The following is a 22,673-nucleotide window of genomic DNA, read 5'->3' as shown; positions in this document are numbered from 1 at the left end:
CCGTCCACCGTGAGTCCGTCCCCGCCCAACTGACACCCGATTGGTTTCGCAAGGCCAGGACCGGACGTAAGCCCGATGACCCCGACCCCCTCAACGCAGGCACCGACCGGTTCGGTCAAGGCAGTCACGCCGGCCGCCGATTTTACCCACAGGTTGACGGAGGTCGCCGGCACGGTCGAGACCTTCCTGGTCGAGCGGCTCGGCCCCGCGGTCGGCGCCGGCGAGATCGCCCGGCCGCCCCGCCTGATGGAGGCCATGCGGCACGCCGTGCTCGGCGGCGGCAAGCGTCTCCGGCCGTTCCTGGCCATCGAGACCGCCCGGATGCTCGGCGGCTCCGAGGCCGCCGCGCTGGCGGCCGGCGCCGGCGTCGAGCTGGTCCACTGCTACAGCCTCGTCCACGACGACCTGCCGGCGATGGACGACGACGACATGCGCCGCGGCAAGCCCACGGTCCACAAGGCCTACGACGAGGCCACCGCCATCCTCGTCGGCGACGCCCTGCAGACGCTGGCCTTCGAGATCGTGGCCGACCCGACCTGGCAGCCGGATGCGCGCATCCGCGCCGACCTCGTGCTCGGCCTCGCTCGGGCCTCGGGCCTCGGCGGCATGGTCGGCGGCCAGCTCCTCGACCTCACCGCCGAGGGCCGGTTCGGCGCGGCCAACATGGACGTGGACGACACCCTGCGGATGCAGGCGATGAAGACCGGCGCGATCCTGGCCTTCTCGGTGGAGGCCGGCGCGATCGTCGGCGGTGCCGACAAGGACCAGCAGGCCGCACTCCTGCGCTACGGCCTCGCCCTGGGGCAGGCCTTCCAGATCGCCGACGACATCCTCGACCGGGAGGCCTCGCCCGAGGCCATGGGCAAGGCCACCGGCAAGGACAAGGATGCCGGCAAGGCGACGCTCGTCGACCGTCTCGGCATCGACGGGGCCCGCGCCGAGTGCGACCGCCTCGTCGGCGTCTGCGAGGACGCGGTGTCGTCCTGGGGGGAGGGCGCCCGCGTCCTGCGCGACGCCGCCCGCTTCACGGTCGCCCGCAAGACCTGATCGCGCCGGGCGGCGGAAACCCGGCCGCCGCCTCGGGCGGCCGGGCCGGGCCCGGCAGCCCGACCTCCGCGAACACTGCGCCACGACCACGCGGGGCACGCCACAAGCGATCGCGGCTCCGCCGGATCGACACCCTCCGCGACGCGGACCCGCGCCGTCCCGATCGGGGCCATCCGAACCGGAGGCGGGACCGCGGAGCGCGGGGCGCCGGTCAGAGCCGGTTGGTCTTGTTGTGGACGTCGAGGCACACGGCGGCGAGCAGGACGACGCCCTTGATCACCTGCTGCCAGTCGACGCCGATCCCCAGGATCGACATGCCGTTGTTCATGATGCCGATGATGAAGGCGCCGATCACGACACCCGAGACCTTGCCGATGCCGCCCGCCGCCGAGGCGCCACCGATGAAGCAGGCCGCGATCACGTCGAGCTCCATCCCGACGCCGGCCTTCGAGTTCGCGGTGTTGAGCCGGGCGACGAAGATCATGCCGGCGAGGCCCGCCAGCGCGCCCATGTTGGCGAAGGTCAGGAAGGTCAGCCGCTCGGTCTTGATCCCCGAGAGGCGCGCGGCCTTGATGTTCCCGCCCAGCGCGTAGATCCGGCGCCCGATCGTCGTCCGCGTCGTCACGAACCCGTAGAGCGTCACCAGCGCCAGCAGCACGAGGAGCACGTTGGGCAGGCCCCGGTACGCGCTCATCTGCCAGGCGAAGGCCAGGATCAGGATGGCGGTCACGCCGTTGCGGCCGATGAACGCCGCCGGGGACTCGGCCGGGCTCGCGTTCCGCAGCCGAGCCTGCCGCCGTCGCCAGTTCAGCCCGGTCAGCGTCGCGACCAGCGCGGCGGCGATCAGGACGGCGGTCCAGGGTCCGGCGCCGTTGACGAGGAAGCCCTTGGCGAGGAGCTGGAACACCTCCGGGAACGGTCCGATGGAGGCCCCCTGCAGCAGCACCTGCGTCAGGCCGCGGAACACCATCATGCCGGCCAGGGTGACGATGAAGCTCGGGATGGCGAGGTAGGCCACGAAGTAGCCCTGCAGACCGCCGATGACCGCGCCCACCGCGAGGCACAGGACGGCCGCAGAGAACGGGTCGACGTGGAAGCGGACCATCAGCAGGGCGGCGAGCGCCCCCACGAAACCGACCACCGAGCCGACCGACAGGTCGATATGCCCGGCCACGATGACCAGCAGCATCCCGAGCGCCATCACGACGACGTAGCTGTTCTGGAGGATCAGGTTGGTCAGGTTCAGCGGCTGGAACAGGACGCCGCCCGTCGCGACCTCGAAGAACAGCGTGATCACCGCCAGCGCGACGACGAGACCGTAGGCGCGCAGCTGCGCCATCGGCAGGCGGCCGCGCCCGGCCCGGACTTCGCCCGCGGCGGCGGCCGGGATGAGGTCCCTGCCGGGGCTCACGGACTTGCTCACTGTGATGTCGGTCATCCGTTCAGCCCCCTGGAGCGCATGATGGCGCGCATGATCGCTTCCTGGCTGGCCTCGGCGCGGTCGAATTCGCCCACGAAGCGCCCCTCGTTCATCACGTAGATGCGGTCGCAGAGGCCGAGCAGTTCCGGCATCTCCGAGGAGATCAGGAGGACGCCGCGGCCGTCCTCCGCCAGCTCGTTGATGATGCTGTAGATCTCGTACTTCGCGCCGACATCGATGCCGCGGGTCGGCTCGTCGAGGATCAGCACCTTGGGCCGGGTGAACAGCCACTTGCTCAGCACGACCTTCTGCTGGTTGCCGCCCGACAAATTCACGGTCTGCTGCGTCACCCCGACGGAGCGGATGCGCATCTTGGTGCGGTAGCCGGTCGCGACCCGGTGCTCGGCCGCCTCGTCGATCACCGCGGCGGTGGAGATCCCGGGCAGGTTCGCCAGGGTGGTGTTCCGGGCGATGTCCTCGCCCAGCACGAGCCCGAGTTGCTTGCGATCCTCGGTGACGTAGGCGAGGCCGGCCGCGATCGCCCGGTCGATCGTCGAGACGTCGACCTCGACACCCCCGATCCGGACCGTGCCCCGGATGTCCCGGCCGTAGGACCGGCCGAAGAGGCTCATGGCGAGCTCGGTCCGGCCCGAGCCCATCAGGCCCGCGATCCCGACGATCTCGCCCCGGCGCAGGCTCAGGTCGACGTCGCGCACCACCGCCCGGCCGGCGTGGACGGGGTGGTGGACCGTCCAGTCGCGCACCTCCATCAGCACCGCGCCGATCCGCGGCGTGCGGACCGGGTAGCGGCTCTCCAGCGTGCGGCCGACCATCGCCCGGATGATGCGGCCCTCGTCGATCGCGCCGCCGCGGCAGTCGAGGGTCTCGACGGTGCTGCCGTCGCGCAGGACCGTGATCCGGTCGGCCACCTTGGCGATCTCGTTCAGCTTGTGGGAGATCAGGATCGAGGCGATGCCCTGCGCCTTGAAGCGCAGCAGGAGCTGCAGCAAGGCCTCACTGTCGGTCTCGCTCAACGACGCGGTCGGTTCGTCGAGGATCAGGAGCTTCACCTCCTTGGAGAGCGCCTTGGCGATCTCCACGAGCTGCTGCTTGCCGACCCCGAGATGGGTGACGAGGGTGTCGGGGCTCTCGTCGAGCCCCACCATCGCCATCAGCGCGCGGGCGCGGGCCTGGACACGATCCCGGTCGATGACCCCGAACCGGGCCGGCTCGTTGCCGAGGAAGATGTTCTCGGCGATCGACAGGTACGGCACCAGGGCGAGTTCCTGGTGGATGATCACGATGCCGAGGCGCTCGCTGTCCGTGATGTCGCGGAAGCGGCCCGGCCGCCCCTCGTAGGTGATGTCACCCGTGTACGACCCGTTGGGATACACGCCGCTCAGCACCTTCATCAGCGTCGACTTCCCCGCGCCGTTCTCGCCGACCAGGGCGAGGATCTCGGCGGGCTCGACGGTCAGGTTGACGTCGGAGAGGGCCTTCACGCCGGGGAAGGTCTTGGTGATTCCCCGCATTTCGAGAACGGGCTGCATGCGGCGCCTACCAGCTCGGACTGCACGTTCGGCCCGCGCGACAGTCGTCGCGGCGGGGATCGGATCGGGCGGAGCGACCGGGCTCCGCCCCGGCATCGGTCACTTGAGCTGGTCGAGCGTGTAGTAGCCCGTGTCGATCAGGGCCGGCTTCCAGTTGGCCCGGGTGACGATCACCGGCGTGAGCAGGTAGGACGGGACGATCTTCTTGCCGTTGTCGTAGGTCTTCACGTCGTTGACCTCGGGCTGTCGGCCCGCCTCGATGGCGTCGATCATCGCCACCGTCACCTTGGCCAAGTCCCGGGTGTCCTTGAAGATCGTCGCCGTCTGCTCACCGGCGATGATCGACTTGACCGATTGCAGCTCGGCGTCCTGGCCGCTGATCACCGGCAGCTTCACGCCGCCCGACCCGTAGCCCACGCTCTTCACCGACGAGAGGATCGCCGTGGAGATGCCGTCGTAGGGCGAGAGCACGGCATCCAGATGGGCGTTGCCGTAATAGGCCGAGAGCAGGTTATCCATCCGCGCCTGGGCGGTCGCGGCGTCCCAGCGCAGGGTGGACACCTTGTCCATGCCGAACTGGCCCGAGCGCACAACGAGCCTCTTCGCGTCGATGTAGGGCTTCAGCACCGACAGGGCGCCGTCGTAGAAAAAGTATGCGTTATTGTCGTCGGGCGAACCGCCGAACAGCTCGATGTTGAAGGGCCCCTTCCCGTCCTTCAAGCCGAGGGCGTCGACGATGGATGTCGCCTGCTGAACGCCAACCTTGTAGTTGTCGAAGGTGGCGTAGTAATCGACGTTCGGCGTCCCCCGGATGAGCCGGTCGTAGGCGATGACCCTGACGCCGCGCTCGCTCGCTTTCGACAGCACATCGCTGAGGGTCGTGCCGTCGATGGAAGCGATCACCAGGATCTTCACGCCGGTGGTGAGCATGTTCTCGATCTGGGCGAGCTGGGTCGGGATGTCGTCGTCCGCGTATTGCAGATCCGGATTGTAGCCCTTGGCCTTCAGAAGCCTGACGATGTTGTTGCCGTCGTCGATCCAGCGCTGCGACGACTTGGTCGGCATGGCGACCCCGATCGAATCCCCGCCGGCCGCCTGCGCCGATGCCGTGGCGCACGCGCCGATGAGCGACAGGCCCAGGATGTATTTGAGAACCGTATGCCTGGCGATCACAATCCCCCCCTATCGCTGCGCAGCCGGACTTCGACTTCAATCGAAGCGAGTCCGTGCTTCTGTTATTGTCGGTCGATTATTTTCTATAATTAAAACTCGATGTTTTACTTATCTAGTCTATGGCCGACACCCATCCACTGCCCGACCGAATATCCCTGCGGGAGCCGATCCGGCAAACTTGGCCGGGTTGGCAGGCAGAAGCGCAATCCGGGCGCCGCCGGCAGCCTCTTCGAGGGCCAAGCCCGCAACTTGAGAAGCTCGAGCATTCGATTTGTATGAGTTATAGATGGGGCCGTCAATCGGCACGCGCGGCGCCCCGTCTCGCGGCGCGGTCTCAGGTGTGTGTGTGGAGCGCGCCGCGGGTTCAGGTCCGAGTTCGATCGCCGGTCGGCGCGATGGGGTCGCGCGGGCCACGGGGCGCGGCCGGCCGATCGGCACGGCGGCGATGACCGGTCCGCTCGATCGGATCAGGGGAGGGCGGATCGCGTGTCCGCACCGCCAAGCAGTTCAGCGCGGCGTCGCCGCGCGGGCCCGGAAACCGCGTTGGTTCAGCCGCGGCCGACGAACGGCATCTTGGTGGCCATGATGGTCATGAACTGCACGTTGGCCTCCAGCGGCAGGCTCGCCATGGACAGCACGGCCTGACCGACATGGTCCGGATCCATCACCGCCTCGGCCCGCAGGGAGCCGTCCGCCTGCGGGACGCCGGCCTTCATCTTGCCGCCCATGGGCGTGTCGGCGTTGCCGATATCGATCTGGCCGCAGGCGATGTCGTAGGCCCGGCCGTCGAGGGAGGTCGCCTTGGTCAGCCCGGTCACGGCGTGCTTGGTCGCCGTGTAGGCGATGGAGTTCGGTCGGGGCGCGTGGGCCGAGATCGAGCCGTTGTTGATGATCCGGCCGCCCCGGGGATCCTGGTCGCGCATGATCCGGAAGGCGTGCTGCGTGCACAGGAACAGCGCCGTGAGGTTGGTGTCGACCACCTGCCGCCAGGTCTCGAGGGGCAGATCCTCCAGCGGGACCGCCGGAGCGCCGATCCCGGCATTGTTGAACAGCAGGTCGAGCCGGCCGAACTCCGCCTTGGTGCGCGCGAACAGGGCGGCGATCGAGTCGGGATCGGTCACGTCGGTCGGGACCGCCAGGGCTCCGTGTCCGATCCGCGCGGCGACCTCCTCGAGGGGAGCCTGACGCCGCCCCGAGAGGACGACGCGCCATCCGGCGTCGGCGAGCGCCAGGGCGGCGGCCTTGCCGACACCCGTCCCGGCCCCGGTCACGATCGCGATCCGCTCAAGCCCCGACATGCGTTCCTCCCGGCTCCGGTGTTTCACCGCCTGTAGCGGATGGCCGCCGCCGCGCGAAGGCTCGGCGTTTCACATGCGGGCCACGGTCACGGGGCGTACCGGCGGCCGCCATGCGCTATGGTGGTCGAAAGACACGGGGACGGGAACGGAACGATGGGGCAGGGTTCGTCGGCAGGCCTGCGCGGGACGAGCGACGCGGCGGTCCCGGCGTGAGCGCACCCGAGATCCCGTTCCTCGCCGGCCTCGACGCGCCGGCAATCGCGGCCGTGCGGGCCCGGATGGTGCCGGTGGCGGTGCCGGGCGGCCGGACCCTGTTCGAGCAGGGCGAGACCGGGGACGCCCTGTACACGCTGGTCTCCGGCGCGGTCGGCGTCTCGGCCCGCGACCATGCCGGGCGGCCGACCCGGATCGCGCGCCTGCGGCCGCCCGAGACCTTCGGCGAGATGGCCCTGCTGTCGGACGCCCCGCGGGCGGCGACCGTTATGGCGCTGCGCGATTCGCACCTCCTGCAACTCACCCGCGGGGCCTTCGAGGCGGTGATCGCCGAGCACCCGCACACACTCCTCTACTTCGCCCGGATGCTCGCCGACCGCCTGCGGGCGATCTACGACGGCCACTCGGTCCACCACGCACCGCGGATCTTCACGATCCTGGCCGTGACCGAGGGGCCCGATCCGGCGCGGGTGGCGCGGCAGCTCGCCGCCGCCTTCGACGCCCTGCTGCCCGGGAAGACCGGCTGCCTCACCGACTGGCCGGAGGGCGCCGACGAGGCGTGGTTCCAGGCCTTCGAGGGCGCCCACGCGCGCACGATCTTCGCGGCGCACGACATCGACTGCCCCTGGTGCCGCCAGAGCCAGCGGCGGGGCGACCATGTCCTGCTCCTCGCCGAGCCCGGCGCGCCGCCGCGGCCGGGCGCGGCGGCCTATCTCGACCGGGTGCGCTCCGACTGGATCCGCATGGACCTCGTCGTGCGCCAGGACCCCGCGGCCCGGCGCCCGAAGGCCCTGCATCCGGAGGTCGCCGCGCTGCCCGCGGCGATGCGCATCCAGGTCCGGGACGGCGACCGGGGGGATCTGCATCGCCTCGCGCGGCTCGCCAGCGGGTCGGCGCGCGGCCTCGTCCTCGGCGGCGGCGGGGCCCGGGGGCTCGCCCATCTAGGAGTGCTCAAGGCCCTCGACGAGGTGTCCTGCGCGCCCGACTTCGTGGGCGGGACCAGCATGGGCGCGATCATCGCGGCGAGCCTCGCCATGGGCTGGAGCGTCGCGGAGATCCAGGCCCAGATCGAGGCGTTCTTCGCCACCAGCAACCCGATCAACGACTACACGCTGCCGCTGCACGCGCTGACCCGCGGCGCAAAGGTCGATGCCGGCCTCGCGGCGCGCTACGGCGGCGTGCGCATCGAGGACCTCTGGCTGCCGTTCTTCTGCGTCTCGTCGAACCTGACGACCGGCAACACCATGGTGCACCGCTCGGGCGACCTGCCGAAGGCCCTGCGCGCCAGCATCGCGATCCCCGGCCTCCTGCCGCCCGTGCTGTGCGACGAGGGCGTCCTGGTCGACGGCGGCATGATGAACAACCTGCCGGCCGACGTCGCCGCCGGGCTGGAGCGCGGCCCGGTCCTGGCCGTCGATGTCGGGACCGACCGGGCGTTCCAGGATATGCCGCGGCGCGGGTGGAGCGGCCGGCTCATGCGCAAGCTGATCGGCTCACCGCTGGCGATGCCGGGCCTGGCCCCGCTGCTCCTGCGCGCCGCCACCGTGTCGAGCGACGCGCAGAGCCTGATGGCGGCGGCCCACGCGACCGCCGTGCTGAAGCCGCAGCTCTCCGGCATCGACCTGCGGGCGTGGTCGCGCTTCCGGGAATCGGCGGAACTCGGCTACCGGGAGACCCGCGCGGGCATCGCGACCGGGACCCTCGCGCGCTGGCTCGACCCGATGCGCTGACCCGGTGCGCCGAGATGTCCGCGTGCGGCGGCGCACGCGCGGCGCCCGCGGCCCTGTAACCCGGACCATCCGCCGACGATCTCCGGTGCAACACGTCATCGGGAGACCGGAACCATGACCCATCCTGCCAAGACCCCGACCGGCGCCGTGCCCGGTTCCGCGCCGGACCGGCGCGCCGCGGCCGACCATTCCGGGCCGCACGCCCTCCTGCACGGCGCCGCCTTCGTGCTGCTGTGCCTCTGGACGCGGACCGCGCCGGAGCGTCTGCGCGACCAGCTCTCCCCGGACGCCGGCGACGGCGCCGCGCTCGGCTTCTGAGCGGATCGGACCGGAGGACGCGCGCGTTCTCCGCCGCGGGGGAGCCGGACATGACGGAGCGCGCGCGAGAATGACCGTCGCGGGAGTGAGGTTTCGCCGGATCGCCCTGCCGGAGATCGGCCTGCACGTGGCCGAGGCGGGCCCCGAGACGGGGCCGCCGACCATCCTGCTGCACGGCTTCCCGGAATCCTGGTACGGCTGGCGCCACCAGATCGGGCCGCTCGCCGAGGCGGGGCTGCGGATCATCGCGCCGGATCAGCGCGGCTACGGCCTCAGCGACAAGCCGGCGGGGATCGCCGCCTACCACCTGGACCGGCTGGCCGGCGACGTCCTGGCCCTGGCCGACGCCTACGGCGCGCCCACGGTGCGGCTCGTCGGCCACGACTGGGGGGGCCTCGTCGCGTGGTGGGTGGCGAGCCGCCACCCCGAGCGGATCGACCGGCTGGCGATCCTCAACGCGCCGCATCCCGCGATCGTCGGCACCTACATGCGCCGCCATCCCGGTCAGTGGCTGCGCAGCACCTATGTGGGCCTCTTCCAGCTCCCGCGCCTCCCCGAGCGGCTGCTCACGGCGGATCGCGGCCGGGCCCTGCGGCGCGCGCTGACGACCTCCAGCCGGCCCGGCACCTTCGCGCAGGCCGATCTCGACCATTACGTCGCGGGGTGGCTCCGGCCCGGCGCGATGACCGGCATGCTGAACTGGTACCGGGCCCTGGTGCAGCTGCCCCGGGCGCGGCCGCCGCGGGTGCGCGTGCCGGTGCTCATCCTCTGGGGGCGACGGGATACGGCGCTGCAGCCCGGCTTGGCGGAGGCGAGCCTCGCGTTCTGCGACGCCGGCCGGCTCCGCTGGTACGAGCGGGCCAGCCACTGGCTCGCCCACGAGGAGCCCGAGGCGGTCAACGCCGACCTCGGCGCGTTCCTCCGCTAGCCGCCTTGCACCCGCGTGAAAGCGGGCCGGTCCACGCGGGCAAGTTGTAGAGCGATATTCAATGCACGGCCGGATCTCGCAAGTCTCCGCGCCGGCGAGTGCGGACGCGCGTCGGGCGGTGCGGTAATCCGTTCGCTTCTCGGAAGCCACGTACTATTTTTCGCTCGCCGCTCCGGAACATGACGAGCACTTGTCACTTGGTGGTGGCCCATGAGGGCTGATCGGAGCTACTCCACGATGTCTTTTCGTTCTTTCCTGACCGCGGGTGTGGTCTTCGGCGGCCTCCTGGCCGGAACCGTCGCGTCGCAGGCCGCGCCCGCGATCGCGCAGCCCGGCTTCGCCGGATCCGACATGGTCGAGACCGTGGCGATGCATCGCCATCACCGCATGCATCATCACCGGATGCACCGCCATCACTCGACCCGGCACGAGCGCCGGATGCGGCGCATGAACACGATGCGCCACGGCAACCCGAACGCCCGCAACCCGTCGCGCCCGGGCTACCAGCAGCAGCTCGGCAACACCACGGGCGGCCCGCGCTACTGACATCGCGACCGCGCCCGGATTCCGCGCAGGCTGTGGCGGATCCGGGCGCCATCCACCGGCGATGCGGAGTCCGGGCGCCTTCTCCCCAGTCGCATCGGTTCGCCCGGCCTGATTCGCCGGCGTCGCTCTGCTAAGAGGCGGCATGGCCAGAACCGCCGTCCGCCCCGCCGCCGACACGACGCCCACGCCCGGCCTGGACCCGGCCGGCGCGACGCCGATGATGGCGCAGTACATCGAGATCAAGGCCGCCAATCCGGACTGCCTGCTGTTCTACCGGATGGGCGACTTCTACGAGCTGTTCTTCGAGGACGCCGAGATCGCGTCCCGGGCCCTCGGCATCGTCCTGACGAAGCGCGGCAAGCACGCGGGCGGCGAGATCCCGATGTGCGGCGTGCCGGTCGACCGGTCCGACGACTATCTCAACCGCCTCATCGCCCTCGGCCACCGCGTGGCGGTGTGCGAGCAGACAGAGGATCCGGCCGAGGCCAAGAAGCGCGGGCCGAAATCCGTGGTCCGCCGCGAGGTCGTGCGGCTCGTCACCCCCGGCACGATCACCGAGGACCGGCTCCTCGACCCGGCCCGCGCCAACCTCCTCCTGGCCATCGGCCGCCGGAAGACGGGGGAGGGGGCGGTCGCCTACGGCCTCGCCGCGGTGGACATCTCCACGGGCCGCTTCTCCCTCAGCGAGGTCGCGGGCGGCGACTTGTCCGGCGCCATCGCGCGGCACGACCCGCGGGAGATCGTCCTGTCGGAGGCGATCCACGCCGATCCGGCCCTCGCGCGCCTGTGGCAGGAGAGCCGCGCCGCCGTCGTGCCCCTCGCGCAGGCCGAGCTCGAGCCCGCGGCCGCCGAGCGGCGCCTGCGCGAGCAGTTTGGGGTCTCGACCCTGGAGGGGTTCGGCCAGTTCACCCGGGCCGAGATCGCGGCCGCCGGGGCGGCGCTGCTCTACATCGCCCGGACGCAGCTCGCGGCCCGTCCGCCCCTGGCGGTCCCGACCCGCGAGGATGGCGGCGCCACCCTGGCGATCGACGCGGCGACGCGGGCCAATCTCGAACTCACCCGCACCCTGTCGGGCGAGCGCGCCGGGAGCCTCCTCGCCACGATCGACCGGACCGTGACGGCGAACGGGGCGCGGCTGCTCGCTGAGCACCTCGCGGGCCCGCTCACCCATCTCGACGCCATCGCCCGGCGGCACGCCGCGGTGGCGTACCTGGTGGACGACGCGCGCCTGCGCGGCTTCCTGCGCGACGCCCTGGCCCGCGCGCCCGACCTCGCCCGGGCCCTCTCGCGGACCGGGCTCGGTCGCGCGGGTCCTCGGGACCTCGCGGCGATCCGCGACGGCCTCGCGGTCGCGGCGGATCTCGGCGCGCGCCTCGCCGCCATGCACGGCCTCCCGGCGGAACTCGCCCGGCTGGCCGAGCATCTGGCCGAGGCCGACCGGGCGCTCATCGCGACTCTGGCGGCGGCGCTCGCCGACGAGCTGCCCCTGAGCCGGCGCGACGGCGGATTCGTCCGCACGGGCTACCACCCGGAGATCGACGAGGCGCGGACCCTCGGACAGGATTCCCGCAAGGTGATCGCGGCCCTTCAGGCGCGCTACGCCGAGCAGACCGGCTGCCGGACCCTGCGGATCAAGCACAACAATCTGCTGGGCTACTTCATCGAGGTCCCGCAATCCGTCGGCGAGGCCTGCCTGAAGGGCCTGCAGAGCGAGTTCGTCCATCGCCAGACCATGGTGGACGCGATGCGCTTCACCAGCGTCGAGCTGGGCGAGCTCGAATCGAAGATCTCGGGCGCCTCCGACCGGGCCCTGGCCCTGGAGGCCGCCGTCTTCGACGACCTCGCGGCCCGCGTGCTGGCCCAGGCCGAGCCCGTCGCCGAGGTGGCCGAGGCGCTGGCCGGGCTCGACGTGGCGGCGAGCCACGCGGAACTCGCCGTCGAGCTCGACTGGCGGCGTCCCGTGGTCGACGACTCGCTCAGCTTCGTCGTGGTCGGCGGCCGCCACCCGGTGGTCGAGGCGGCCCTGCACCGGGCCGGCGAGCCGTTCATCGCCAACGACTGCGACCTGTCCGGCGACACGCGCGGCCGGATCCGCCTGATCACCGGCCCGAACATGGGCGGCAAGTCGACCTTCCTGCGCCAGAACGCGCTGATCGCGGTGCTCGCCCAGATCGGCGCCTTCGTGCCGGCCGCAGAGGCGCGGATCGGCCGGGTCGACCGGCTGTTCTCCCGCGTCGGCGCCGCCGACGATCTCGCCCGGGGGCAATCGACCTTCATGGTCGAGATGGTCGAGACCGCGGCGATCCTCAACCAGGCAACCCGGCGCTCCCTGGTGATCCTGGACGAGATCGGCCGCGGCACCGCGACCTTCGACGGCCTGTCGATCGCCTGGGCCTGCCTGGAGCACCTCCACGAGGTGAATGCCTGCCGGGCGCTGTTCGCCACGCATTTCCACGAGCTGACGGCGCTGGGCGACCGGCTGGCGCGGCTGGAGAACGCCACCCTGAAGGTGGCCGAGCACCGGGACGGCGTCGTGTTCCTGCACGAGGTCGTGCCGGGCGTCGCCGAGCGCAGCTACGGGCTGCAGGTGGCACGGCTCGCCGGCCTCCCGGGCAGCGTCGTGACCCGGGCCGGCGCGATCCTCAAGAGCCTGGAGAAGGCCGAGCGCGGCCGCCCGGCCCGCGCCCGGATCGACGACCTGCCGCTCTTCGCGGCCCTCGCGCCGCCCCCGCCGCCGGAACCGCCGCCGGAGGATCCGCTGGGCGCGCTGCTCGACGGGATCGACCCGGACGCGCTGACCCCGCGCGAGGCGCTGGACGCGCTCTACCGGCTGAAGCGCGAGCGCGCGGCGCGGGGCTGAGACCCGTGGGCCGCGCGCCGGGGGCCTGACCCGAAGAACCTCAGACGGGCGCGGGCGAGAACCCGTCCGGGCAGGCCGGCCCGTCGCGGCCGGCCCGGCGATCGGCCACGTAGTCCAGGGTGCTGGCGACGACGCGCTCGGAATAGGGCTTGGCGATCACCCCGATCGCGCCGGCGAAATCGGCCGGGATGCGCTTGGCGTTCGCGGTCATGAACACCACGGTGGTGCGCCGGTCGGCCGAGAGCGCCCGGGCCACGTCGATGCCGGTCGGGCCGTCGACGAGGTGGATGTCGACGAGGGCGACGTCGGGCGCCGTGGACCGGCCCATCGCGATGGCCTCCGTCGCGTTGCCGGCGACGCCGACGGTGACGTGCCCGAGATCGTCCAGCAGGCATTCCAGCTCGAGGGCGATCAGGGCCTCGTCCTCCACCACGAGGATGCGGAGCGCGGCGTCCGCGGCGGCGTTCCCGGTCCCCATGCGCTCTTCGTCCTCCGGCCCCGCGGCCGACGAGCTTGATGCCTCCACGTCGATTTCTCAAGCCGGCTGCAGGAGCGGGATGTCGATCTCGACGGTCGTGCCCGGGCCGGCATCCGCCCAGGCGATGGTCCCGCGCATCTGCCGGACCACCATCTCCACGAGATTGCGCCCGAACCCCGCCGGGTTCGGGGCCGCCGCGGCGACGCCGACGCCGTCGTCGCGGATCGTCATGTGCATCCCGCCATCGGTGCGGCGGGCGACGATCGACACGCGCCCCTCGCGCTCGCCCGGAAAGGCGTGGCGCAGGGCGTTGGCCGTCAGTTCGTGGATCATCAGCGCGAGAGGCGCCGCCATCGCGGCGGCCACCGCGATCGGCTCGACGTCGGCCTCCACCCGGCGCCGCTCCGGGTCCAGGCCGGCATTCATGTCGGCCAGGAACTCGGCCGCGAAGTCGCCGAGGTTGAAGTGCGTGCAGTCGCCCTCGGAGTAGAGCATCCGGTGCGCCGTCGAGAGGGCGCCGATCCGCTCGGCCATGCCCTGGAGCGCGTCGCGCGCCTCGCCCTCGGGCGTGCGCCGGGCCTTCAGCAGCATCAGCGACGAGATCACCTGGAGATTGTTCTTCACCCGGTGATCGACCTCGTGGAGGAGGGCGGTCTTCTGCTCCAGCGCCGATGTCAGGTCCTGGGTCCGCGCCGCGACGAGGCGCTCCAGTTCGTCGTTGGTGCCGCGCATCGACACTTCCATCTGGTGGACATGGGTCATGTCCGCCTGGGCGGCGTAGAAGTAGGCGAGCCCCTCGGCGTCGCGCACCGGCGTGATGGTCATCGCGTTCCAGAACGACGTCCCGTCCTTGCGATAGTTGAGCAGCTCCACCGAGATCGCCTCGGCGGACTCGACGGCCGCGCGGATCCGCTGGATCGTCGACCGGTCCGTGGCCGGCCCCTGCAGCATGCGGCAGTTGCGCCCGACGATCTCGTCGGCGGCGTAGCCGGTGGCGCTCAGGAAGGCGTCGTTCGCCCAGGCGATCGGGTTGTCGGGCGCGCGGGCATCGGTGATGACCATCGGCGACGGACTCGACGCGAACGCGTCGACGAGCGTCGCGAGGGGCGGACCGGTCTCGGATCGGGCACTCAACGCGTCATTCCACAGTCAGGCGGTGCCCCCGTTCGTCCGGCGGCGCCACCATCGCGCTCCGACCGCGGGACGTGGACACCGCGTTAAGCAAGCTTCTACCAAGATTGGGGCGCAAGACAGCAGGATCCAGCGGAGACAGGTGCGGCGTAAGGCTGCCACGATTTCGCGGGATCAAGGCCACGAACGCTCAGGAGTTCCATGCCATGGCGAACCAGCCACAGGCGACGCGTCGCTTCCGGCTCCGCGACATCGTCGAGGATCGGCGGATCGCGCTCATGCTGGCACTCGGATTCTCGTCCGGACTGCCGCTGCTCCTGGTGCTGGGGACGTTCACGCTCCGCCTCGCCTTCTCGGACATCGACGTCCGGGCGATCGGCCTGTTCAGCTACGTGGCGCTGCCCTACTCGCTGAAGTTTCTCTGGGCGCCCGCGATCGACCGCCTGAACGTGCCGGTGCTGAGCGCCCGGCTCGGGCGCCGCCGCGCCTGGATGGTGACGACGCAGGCCGCGGTCGCCCTGTGCCTGATCCTGATGGCCTTCTCGGACCCGAAGACCAACCTCGCGCTCCTCGGGCTCGGGGCCTTCCTGGTGGCGTTCTGCGCGGCCAGCCAGGACGTCGTGATCGACGGTTGGCGCATCGACGCCGCCGGCAGCGACTTCCAGGGCATCCTGGCGGCGACCTCGAACCTCGGCTACCGCCTCGGCCTGATCAGCGCCGGCGCCGGCGCGCTGTTCATCGCCTCCGCGGGGGGCTGGACGCTGGCCTACCTGATCATGGCCGCCCTCATGCTGGTCGGGATGATCGCCGCCCTGCTGGCCCCGGCCTTCGACAGACCGCGCGCGGCCCCCGCCGAGACGCTAGGCCGGTCCCGGTTCTGGTCGATGCGCCGCGCCATCCTGGAGCCGCTGACCGAGCTGCACGGCCGGTTCGGCGGCGCGCTCTGGGGCATCCTCCTGCTCGTGGCCCTGTTCCGGCTGCCCGACTTCCTGTCCGGCGTCATGGCGAGCCCGCTCTACCGGACGCTGGGCTTCGACCTGAAGGAGATCGCCACCGTCACCAAGCTCTACGGCATCTGGGTCGGCATCGCGGGCGGCTTCGCGGGCGGCTGGGCGCTGGCCCGGTTCGGCCTGTTCCCGACGCTGCTGCTGGGCGCCTTCCTGGCCGCCGCCTCCCACCTCGCCTTCGCGTGGCTGGCGGCCGGCGCGCCCGAGATCTGGCGCCTGACCGTGGCCATCTCGATCGAGAACTTCTGCGGCTCCTTCGCGGGGATCGTGCTGATCGCCTACATGTCGAGCCTCACCAGCCCGGCCTACGCGGCGACGCAGTACGCGCTGTTCTCCTCGCTCTACGCGCTGCCGGGCAAGCTGATCGCGGGCTCGTCGGGCTTCGTGGTCGCGGCGATCGGCTACCCGGCCTTCTTCGTCATGACCTCCCTCGTGGGAATCCCCGTCCTCGTGCTCTGCCTCGCGGTCGGGCGCCGGAGCGGTCGGGTGGAGGCCGCGGCCCCGGCGCGGGACGCCCAGGAGCCGGGGAACCGCATCCCGGGGCCCGAGCTTCCTACCACGGCGCGCGCCCCCGGGGCCGCGTGAGCGGGACAGATCCAGGGATCGACGGATGAGCACGAGCGACCTCACCCGCGCCGGCGAGACGCTGCCGGCCGAGACGCCAGAGATAGCGCTGAGCGACGCGGATCTCGCCGCCCTGCGCCGCGCCGTGCAGGTGCTGGAGCGTCCGAGCCTCGCGGCGCGGCTCTCCGCGGCGGCCGGCGCGCCCCTCGACATCATCGGCAGATCGCTGCCGACCCCGGTCACCGAGGCCGTCAGCCGCAGCACCGAGGTGGCCATGCGGGGCGCGCTGCGCGTCGCGCTGGCGACGCTGCCGCGCAAGGAACTCGTCCCCGCCGAGGGCGAGGGTCTCGGCGGCGTGGCCGCGAAGGCCGAGAGCCGTCTCACGCGGCTGCTCGGCTCGGGCGACGCCAAGCACAAGGCGATGGCGGCGCTCTCGGGCGCGGTCGGCGGCGCGTTCGGCCTCGCGACGCTGGCGGTCGAGCTGCCGGTCTCGACCACGCTGATGCTGCGCTCGATCGCCGAGATCGCCCGGGAGGAGGGGGAGGATCTCGAGACCCCCGAGGGCGCGCTCGCCTGCGTGCAGGTCTTCGCCCTCGGCGGCCGGGCCATGGCGGAGACCGAGGCGGGCTCGGCGCTCACCGAGAGCGGCTACTTCGCGGTCCGCGCCGCGCTGGCCAAGACCCTGTCGGAGGCGGCGCGCTACGCCGGGAGCAAGACGCTCCTCGACCAGTCGGCGCCGGCGCTGATCCGCTTCACCGCGCAGATCGCCGCGCGCTTCGGCCTCGTGGCCTCCCAGAAGGTCGCCGCCCAGGCGGTGCCGATCCTCGGCGCCTTCGGCGGGGCGGCGGTCAACACCGCCTTCATGAACCACTTCCAGTCGACCGCGCGGGCGCATTTCACCGTGCGCCGCCTGGAGCGCGCCTACGGGGCCGCCGCCGTGCGGGCCGCCTACGAGGTCGAGAAGGCGGCCCTCGGGATCGCTTGATCCGCCCACGCTAAAGCCGCAAGGATCCGCGCGATCCGCGCGGGGCGGAGGCACGGAGGCGGCTCTGATCGGCAACGGCGAGATGGTGGCCCGGCTGGCACTGGCGGCCCTGTTCGGCAGCGTGGTAGGCCTGGAGCGCGAGCGCCTGCTCTGGGCGGCCGGCCTGCGGACCCACATGCTGGTCTGCGTCGGCTCCTGCCTGATCATGCTGGTCTCGGCCTTCGGCTTCGCCGACGTGCTGGGCGCCGAGCACGTCGTCCTCGACCCGTCCCGTATCGCCGCGCAGGTCGTCTCCGGCATCGGCTTCCTCGGCGCGGGGACGATCCTGCTGCGCGGCGAGGTGGTGAAGGGCCTCACCACGGCCGCGAGCCTCTGGGGCGTGGCGGCGATCGGGCTGGCGATCGGCAGCGGCCTCTACGTGCCGGCGCTCGCCGCGACGGCACTGATCGTCGGCATCCTGGCCGGCGTGAAGCCCTTCGAGGAGCGCTGGCGCGACCGGATGCGCGCCCAGACGCTGCGGCTGACCGCCAAGCGCGGCACCATGTCGATCGACACCCTCCAGGCGGCGACCGGCGAGCGTGCCTCGCGCGTCCGGACCTTCACGGTCCATCCGGGGCCCGACCCGGACCTCGACGAGGTCACCGTCACCTTCGTGCGCCTGTCGCGCACGAGCTTCGAGACCATCGCGGCGAAGCTGCGGGCGATGCCGGACGTCACCTCCGTCGACGTGGCGGAGAGCTGACGGCGGGTGACGCGGGGGCGTGCCGCCGCCGGGGCTCAGAGCGTCCCGGCGCCCTCGCCGTCGAGGAACAGGCGGTAGGCCGGGTTCTCGGTCTCGTCGGTGGCCGGGTAGCCGAGCGCCTCGATGACGGCGTCGAAGCGGGCGCGCTCGGCCGGCGGCACCGCGATCCCGGCGAGCACCCGGCCGTAATCGGCCCCGTGGTTGCGGTAGTGGAACAGCGTGATGTCGAAGTCCGGGCCCAGCGCTTCGAGGAACTTCATCAGCGCGCCCGGCCGCTCCGGGAACTGGAAGCGGAACAGGCGCTCGTGCGCCACCCCCACGGCCCGGCCGCCGACCATGTAGCGGACATGGACCTTGGCCATCTCGTTGTCGCTCATGTCGAGGACGCGGTAGCCGGCGTCGCGCAGGGAGCCGATCAGCGCCTGCTTCTCGCGCTTGCCGCCGCCGACGTTGATGCCCACGAAGATCTGCGCCTCGGAGCCCGGGGCGTGGCGGTAGTTGAACTCGGTGACGGCGCGCGGGCCGAGGGCCTGGATGAAGGCGCGATAGGCGCCCGGACGTTCCGGGATGGTCACGCCGATCAGGACCTCGCGCTGCTCGCCGATCTCGGCGCGCTCGGCGATGTGGCGCAGGCGGTCGAAGTTCAGGTTCGCCCCCGACGAGATGGCGATCAGCGTGCCGTCGCCGCCCTCGCGCTCGGCGTACATCTTGGCGCCGGCGAGGCTCAGCGCCCCGGAGGGCTCGGACACCGCGCGGGTGTCGTCGAAGATGTCTTTGACCGCGGCGCACATAGCGTCGGTGTCCACGGTGATGACCTCGTCGAGATGCTCGCGGCAGAGCCGGAAGGTCTCCTCGCCGGCCTGCCGCACGGCGACACCGTCGGCGAACAGGCCGACGCTCGGCAGGCTGACCCGGGTGTCGGCCGCGAGCGCGGCGGCCATGCAGGCGGCGTCCTCGGGCTCGACGCCGATCACCTTGGTGCCGGGCCTCAGGTACTTCACGAAGGTGGCGATCCCGGCGGCCAGCCCGCCGCCGCCCACCGGCACGAAGATCGCCTCGATCGGGCCGGTATGCTGCTCCAGGATCTCCTTGCCGATGGTGCCCTGGCCGGCGATCACGTCCGGATCGTCGAAGGGGTGCAGGAAGGTCAGGCCCTGCTCGTCCTCGAGGATCTTGGCCTGCGCCAGGGCCTCGTCGAAGGCGTCGCCGTGCAGCACGACCTCGGCCCCGCGCGCCCGGCAGGCATCGACCTTGATCGAGGGGGTGGTGCGCGGCATCACGATCACGGCCCGCGCGCCGAGCTTGGCGGCGGCGAGGGCGACGCCCTGGGCGTGGTTGCCCGCCGAGGCGCAGACGACGCCGCGGGCGATCTGGTCGGGGTGCAGGCCCGACATCTTGTTGTAGGCGCCGCGCAGCTTGAACGAGAAGACCGGCTGGAGATCCTCGCGCTTGAGCAGAACCGCCCGGCCGAGCCGCTGCGTCAGGCGCGGCATCGGATCGAGGGGGCTCTCGATCGCGACGTCGTAGACGCGGGCGGTGAGGATCTTGCGGATGTAGTCCGTCACGGTGTGCAGTCTCGGCCGATGCGCGGGGCGATGCCGGCCAGATAGACCCTCCGGCCCGCGGATGCGAGCGCGCCCCGCGCGCGGCAGGTCAGCCGAGACGGTCCACCAGCGCCGCCACCCAGACGAGCAGCGCCGCCATCTGCGCCATGAAGGTGCCGGCGGAGGCGAGGTCCTTCACGGTCCCGATCATCGGGTGATGGCCCGGATGGACGTGGTCGCAGAGCTTCTCGACGGCGGTGTTCAGGAACTCCGCGGCCAGCATCAGCAGCAGGCTGACCATCAGGGCGACGCGCACCCAGAGCGTCGCGCCGAGGAACAGCGCGACCGGGATCCCGAGCGCCAGGAGCACGAGTTCCTGGCGCACGGCCCGCTCGGTGCGCGCGCCGTGGCGCAGGCCGCGCCAGGAATTGAGGAAGGCGAGGACCAAGGCGTTCATCGGATGGCGGCCTCCGGCACGGACCGGCTGATCCACTTGGCGAGCAGCGGGCCGGTGAGCAGCACCACGAACAGGCGCAGGGTCTGGACGGCCAGCACGAAGGAGACGTCCGCCTTCGAGCCGACCGCGATGATCGCCACCGAGTCGAGGCCGCCGGGGCTCGTGGCGAGGATGGCGGTCAGCAGGTCGATGGGCAGCAGGAGGGTCAGCCCCCAGCCCCACGCCGCGCAGAGGGCGATGACCGAGAAGGTCGCCGCCAGGATGCCCGGCAGGGCGGTGACGGTCAGGCGCAGCGTCTCGCGGGTGAAGCGCAGGCCCACGTAGATGCCGATGCAGGCGTAGGCGAGTTCGAGGAGCGGCACCGGCAGCGCCATCCGGACGAGCCCGGTGGCGTGGAGCAGGCTGCCCAGCACCATCGGCCCGATCTGCGCGCCGGCCGGAACCCGCAGGGCGAGCGCCGCGCCCGCGCCGACGACGGCGACCGCCAGCGTCGCCAGCAGCGAGAGCGGACCGGTGACCTCGCCGGCGCCGGCCGACGCCCCCGGGACCGGGGCCTCCATCAGGAAGCGGGCGGCCAGCGAGGCCGAGAACACCACGGCGGCGACGCGCACGTACTGCATGAAGGCGACGAGGCGCGGATCGGCGCCGAAATCCTCGGCCATCGCCACCATGGCGGAGGCGCCGCCGGGGGACGAGCCCCAGGCCGCGGTGGTCCCGGGGAGCACGCGCAGGCGGGTCAGGATCCAGCCGACGAGGCCGCTGACCGCGACGGTGACCAGCACGACCGCGACGATGAGCGGCCCGTCCTCCATCAGGGTCTGGGCGATCTGCCCGGTGACGGCGTGCGCGACGAGGCAGCCGATCGCCGCCTGGGAGGCCTGGAACGCGGGCCGCGGGACGCGCAGGCGCGAGCCGCCGACGCCGAAGGCGATGGCCGCGATCATCGGCCCGAGCAGCAGCGCGGCCGGGAACTGCGCCTGCATCAGGCCGTATGACACGGCCGCCGACGCGGCGGCGAGGGCGGCCCAGAGGCCGAGGGTGCGGAGAGGGGGCAAGGCGACCGATCGGGAGAGGCCCGCTTCAGCCGGCAGGCGTCAGGCGCGCGCTATACCGCAATATTGGCCCTGTCACGGCAGAGTTTCGGCACGGCGCCCCCGCGCGGAACTCAGGGCTCGCGCGTGAGGGCCGCGAAGGCGGCGTCGAGGCGCGCCCGGGCGTCGGCCAGGCCCTTGCGGCGGGCGTCGAGCCAGTCGCGGTCGGTCCGCAGCCGCGTCTGCGCGGCGCCCAGCATCCGCCGGACCTCCGCGGGCTGCGGGCCGCCGAGCCCCTTCGCGGCGTCGATCATGCCGCGGGCCGACAGCGCCGCCCGGAAGCGGGCCTCGTCGAGGGGCAGGTCCGGCTTCAGCCCCGACCCCGCCGCGGCCTCGGCGTAGATGCGCCGCACCTCCGGGAATGGCAGGTCGGCCGGGCGCAGGTCGTGGCTGCGGCCGTAGCTCACGAGCTCGGACGCGAAGTGGTGGCCGAGCCGGAACGGCACGTCGGCCTCGCGCTGGAGCGTGTCGGCGAGCTCGGTGGTGGTGGAGTAGTCCGCCGCGACCTCGTCGGCGGCGCGCGCCCGGTCCACGACCAGCCCGTCGAGGACGCGCGTCCAGCGCCGGCACATCTCGGCGGCCTCGGCCAGGGTCCGCCCCGGCGGCTCGGCTTGGTTGCGCTTGTAGTCCGGCATGCCGGAATCGACGTTGTGCGCCATGATGACGAAGGCCTGGGCGGCCCCCACGACGTCGCTGGCCTTCATGCGCAGGCTGTAGAGCGCGACGGGGTTGCGCTTCTGCGGCATGATGCTGCTCGGCCCGGTGAGCGCGCCCTCCCGCAGCAGGATCCAGGGCCGGGTCTGTTGGTACTGCGCGTAGAGATCCTGCGCGAAGCTGCCGGCCGTGGTGGCGAGGTTCGCCGCGAGCCCGGTCAGCTCGAGCCCCATGTCCATGGGCGCGAGTTGGCCGGAATCGTAGCTGTTCTCCACCGGCGCGTCGAAGCCGAGCAGCGCCGCCAGCCTCTCGCGATCCACCGGGAAGCTCGACGTGCCGAGGGCGGCCGCGCCCAGGGGCGACAGGTTCAGCCGCGCCCAGCTCTCCCGGAGGCGGTCCGCGTCGCGGGCGAGGACGGATGCGTAGCCCAGGTAGACGTGGCCGAGCGTCGTCGGCTGGGCCTGCACCCCGTTGGTGTAGGCCGGGACGATCGTGTCGGCCTCGCGCTCGGCCACTGCCAGCAGGGCCGCCCGGGTCTCGTCGAGCGCCTTGGCCAGGTTCAGGAGACGGTCGCGCTGCTCGAGCTTCAGCACCGTCGGGATGATGTCCTGGCGGCTGCGCCCGGAATGCATCCGCGTGGCGTCGGCCCCCGCGATGGCGGTGATCAGCGGCTCGATCCGCAGGTAATCGTCCGGCCGCTCGGCGCCCGGCTTGGCGGCGTCGGCGGCGACCTGGTCGAGGGCGCGGGCGACGGTCGCGCCCAGCGCCCGCGGCACGATGCCGGTCTCCACCGTCATCACCAGGGAGGCGCGGTTGATCTGGTCGATCCGGGCGAAGCTGTCCTTCGGCTCGGCGCGCGCGCCCGCGGGGATCAGCAGCGCCAGTACGGCCCAGACCATCGTGCGCCGCATCGAGCCGCTCCCTGTCGTCACCCGTC

The 22,673-nt window shown here is 72.1% G+C and carries 19 protein-coding genes; 9 read left to right on the top strand and 10 right to left on the bottom strand.

Annotated features, from left to right (window positions below):
* The first annotated feature begins 75 nt into the window (after positions 1 to 75).
* A complete protein-coding gene (locus BM419_RS04210) occupies positions 76 to 1,047 on the top strand; it encodes a polyprenyl synthetase family protein (RefSeq protein ID WP_026604982.1) in 972 nt (323 codons plus the stop codon).
* Positions 1,048 to 1,258: 211 nt separating this feature from the next.
* Here BM419_RS04210 and mmsB read toward each other — a convergent pair whose 3' ends face one another.
* The 4 genes from mmsB to BM419_RS04190 form a co-directional block, all read right to left on the bottom strand.
* Positions 1,259 to 2,386, bottom strand: coding sequence for a multiple monosaccharide ABC transporter permease (gene mmsB / locus BM419_RS04205; RefSeq protein ID WP_042669552.1), 1,128 nt, complete (start codon positions 2,384 to 2,386; stop codon positions 1,259 to 1,261).
* A gap of 95 nt (positions 2,387 to 2,481) precedes the next feature.
* Entirely contained in the window at positions 2,482 to 4,017 is a 1,536-nt protein-coding gene (gene mmsA / locus BM419_RS04200) for a multiple monosaccharide ABC transporter ATP-binding protein (RefSeq protein WP_091924992.1), read from the bottom strand.
* A gap of 99 nt (positions 4,018 to 4,116) precedes the next feature.
* Positions 4,117 to 5,157, bottom strand: coding sequence for a multiple monosaccharide ABC transporter substrate-binding protein (gene chvE, locus BM419_RS04195; protein ID WP_234083037.1), 1,041 nt, complete (start codon positions 5,155 to 5,157; stop codon positions 4,117 to 4,119).
* A 581-nt stretch (positions 5,158 to 5,738) separates the two neighbouring features.
* Entirely contained in the window at positions 5,739 to 6,488 is a 750-nt protein-coding gene (locus BM419_RS04190) for an SDR family oxidoreductase (protein ID WP_020093489.1), read from the bottom strand.
* Between the two features lie 209 nt (positions 6,489 to 6,697).
* Between BM419_RS04190 and BM419_RS04185 the strand changes: the two genes are divergently transcribed.
* The 5 genes from BM419_RS04185 (at position 6,698) to mutS (ending at position 13,083) form a co-directional block, all read left to right on the top strand.
* The gene (locus BM419_RS04185; protein ID WP_020093488.1) at positions 6,698 to 8,431 is read left to right on the top strand and encodes a patatin-like phospholipase family protein; all 1,734 of its coding nucleotides are present in this window, start codon (positions 6,698 to 6,700) and stop codon (positions 8,429 to 8,431) included.
* A 114-nt stretch (positions 8,432 to 8,545) separates the two neighbouring features.
* On the top strand, positions 8,546 to 8,749 hold the full coding sequence (locus tag BM419_RS04180) for a hypothetical protein (RefSeq protein WP_020093487.1): 204 nt from the start codon (positions 8,546 to 8,548) through the stop codon (positions 8,747 to 8,749).
* 70 nt (positions 8,750 to 8,819) lie between these two features.
* On the top strand, positions 8,820 to 9,677 hold the full coding sequence (locus BM419_RS04175) for an alpha/beta fold hydrolase (protein WP_020093486.1): 858 nt from the start codon (positions 8,820 to 8,822) through the stop codon (positions 9,675 to 9,677).
* Between the two features lie 237 nt (positions 9,678 to 9,914).
* Complete coding sequence (locus tag BM419_RS04170) at positions 9,915 to 10,223, top strand: hypothetical protein (protein WP_026604979.1); 309 nt, start codon at positions 9,915 to 9,917, stop codon at positions 10,221 to 10,223.
* A 142-nt stretch (positions 10,224 to 10,365) separates the two neighbouring features.
* Entirely contained in the window at positions 10,366 to 13,083 is a 2,718-nt protein-coding gene (mutS, locus tag BM419_RS04165; protein ID WP_020093484.1) for a DNA mismatch repair protein MutS, read from the top strand.
* A 40-nt stretch (positions 13,084 to 13,123) separates the two neighbouring features.
* Here mutS and BM419_RS04160 read toward each other — a convergent pair whose 3' ends face one another.
* Complete coding sequence (locus BM419_RS04160; RefSeq protein ID WP_020093483.1) at positions 13,124 to 13,561, bottom strand: response regulator; 438 nt, start codon at positions 13,559 to 13,561, stop codon at positions 13,124 to 13,126.
* Between the two features lie 57 nt (positions 13,562 to 13,618).
* Positions 13,619 to 14,695, bottom strand: coding sequence for a histidine kinase dimerization/phosphoacceptor domain -containing protein (locus BM419_RS04155; protein ID WP_020093482.1), 1,077 nt, complete (start codon positions 14,693 to 14,695; stop codon positions 13,619 to 13,621).
* Between the two features lie 203 nt (positions 14,696 to 14,898).
* Between BM419_RS04155 and BM419_RS04150 the strand changes: the two genes are divergently transcribed.
* The 3 genes from BM419_RS04150 to BM419_RS04140 all read left to right on the top strand — a co-directional run bounded on the left by BM419_RS04150 (position 14,899) and on the right by BM419_RS04140 (position 17,990).
* Positions 14,899 to 16,284, top strand: coding sequence for an AmpG family muropeptide MFS transporter (locus tag BM419_RS04150; protein WP_020093481.1), 1,386 nt, complete (start codon positions 14,899 to 14,901; stop codon positions 16,282 to 16,284).
* A 25-nt stretch (positions 16,285 to 16,309) separates the two neighbouring features.
* Positions 16,310 to 17,248, top strand: a complete 939-nt coding sequence (locus BM419_RS04145) for an EcsC family protein (RefSeq protein WP_020093480.1) — start codon at positions 16,310 to 16,312, stop codon at positions 17,246 to 17,248.
* An 82-nt stretch (positions 17,249 to 17,330) separates the two neighbouring features.
* Positions 17,331 to 17,990 carry an MgtC/SapB family protein gene (locus BM419_RS04140; protein ID WP_020093479.1) on the top strand — a complete coding sequence of 220 codons (660 nt, stop codon included), beginning with the start codon at positions 17,331 to 17,333 and terminating at the stop codon, positions 17,988 to 17,990.
* Between the two features lie 35 nt (positions 17,991 to 18,025).
* Here BM419_RS04140 and ilvA read toward each other — a convergent pair whose 3' ends face one another.
* From ilvA to BM419_RS04120, 4 genes are all read right to left on the bottom strand, one after another.
* Positions 18,026 to 19,618: a threonine ammonia-lyase, biosynthetic gene (gene ilvA, locus BM419_RS04135; protein WP_267965802.1), complete on the bottom strand. Its 1,593-nt coding sequence runs from the start codon at positions 19,616 to 19,618 to the stop codon at positions 18,026 to 18,028.
* Between the two features lie 25 nt (positions 19,619 to 19,643).
* Positions 19,644 to 19,991 (bottom strand): diacylglycerol kinase, encoded by a 348-nt coding sequence (locus BM419_RS04130; protein WP_020093477.1) that lies wholly within the window; start codon positions 19,989 to 19,991, stop codon positions 19,644 to 19,646.
* Positions 19,988 to 21,046, bottom strand: coding sequence for an AbrB family transcriptional regulator (locus tag BM419_RS04125; RefSeq protein ID WP_020093476.1), 1,059 nt, complete (start codon positions 21,044 to 21,046; stop codon positions 19,988 to 19,990). Before BM419_RS04125 ends, BM419_RS04130 begins: the two co-directional genes overlap by 4 nt.
* 110 nt (positions 21,047 to 21,156) lie before the next feature.
* The gene (locus tag BM419_RS04120; RefSeq protein WP_020093475.1) at positions 21,157 to 22,647 is read right to left on the bottom strand and encodes an argininosuccinate lyase; all 1,491 of its coding nucleotides are present in this window, start codon (positions 22,645 to 22,647) and stop codon (positions 21,157 to 21,159) included.
* Positions 22,648 to 22,673: the final 26 nt, after the last annotated feature.

Source organism: Methylobacterium sp. yr668 (assembly GCF_900116245.1).
Lineage (GTDB): Bacteria > Pseudomonadota > Alphaproteobacteria > Rhizobiales > Beijerinckiaceae > Methylobacterium.
Note: the sequence above shows the minus strand (reverse complement) of the source record. Positions and strands in the feature narration are given on the sequence as shown.

Bases quoted from the DNA above. Each gene is read 5' to 3' on its own strand.
- BM419_RS04210 (WP_026604982.1), top strand. From the start codon at position 76: ATGACCCCGACCCCCTCAACGCAGGCACCGACCGGTTCGGTCAAGGCA.
- mmsB (WP_042669552.1), bottom strand. From the start codon at position 2,386: ATGGCGCAGCTGCGCGCCTACGGTCTCGTCGTCGCGCTGGCGGTGATC.
- mmsA (WP_091924992.1), bottom strand. From the start codon at position 4,017: ATGCAGCCCGTTCTCGAAATGCGGGGAATCACCAAGACCTTCCCCGGC.
- BM419_RS04190 (WP_020093489.1), bottom strand. From the start codon at position 6,488: ATGTCGGGGCTTGAGCGGATCGCGATCGTGACCGGGGCCGGGACGGGT.
- BM419_RS04180 (WP_020093487.1), top strand. From the start codon at position 8,546: ATGACCCATCCTGCCAAGACCCCGACCGGCGCCGTGCCCGGTTCCGCG.
- BM419_RS04175 (WP_020093486.1), top strand. From the start codon at position 8,820: ATGACCGTCGCGGGAGTGAGGTTTCGCCGGATCGCCCTGCCGGAGATC.
- BM419_RS04170 (WP_026604979.1), top strand. From the start codon at position 9,915: ATGTCTTTTCGTTCTTTCCTGACCGCGGGTGTGGTCTTCGGCGGCCTC.
- mutS (WP_020093484.1), top strand. From the start codon at position 10,366: ATGGCCAGAACCGCCGTCCGCCCCGCCGCCGACACGACGCCCACGCCC.
- BM419_RS04160 (WP_020093483.1), bottom strand. From the start codon at position 13,561: ATGGGGACCGGGAACGCCGCCGCGGACGCCGCGCTCCGCATCCTCGTG.
- BM419_RS04150 (WP_020093481.1), top strand. From the start codon at position 14,899: ATGGCGAACCAGCCACAGGCGACGCGTCGCTTCCGGCTCCGCGACATC.
- BM419_RS04145 (WP_020093480.1), top strand. From the start codon at position 16,310: ATGAGCACGAGCGACCTCACCCGCGCCGGCGAGACGCTGCCGGCCGAG.
- BM419_RS04140 (WP_020093479.1), top strand. From the start codon at position 17,331: ATGGTGGCCCGGCTGGCACTGGCGGCCCTGTTCGGCAGCGTGGTAGGC.
- BM419_RS04130 (WP_020093477.1), bottom strand. From the start codon at position 19,991: ATGAACGCCTTGGTCCTCGCCTTCCTCAATTCCTGGCGCGGCCTGCGC.
- BM419_RS04120 (WP_020093475.1), bottom strand. From the start codon at position 22,647: ATGCGGCGCACGATGGTCTGGGCCGTACTGGCGCTGCTGATCCCCGCG.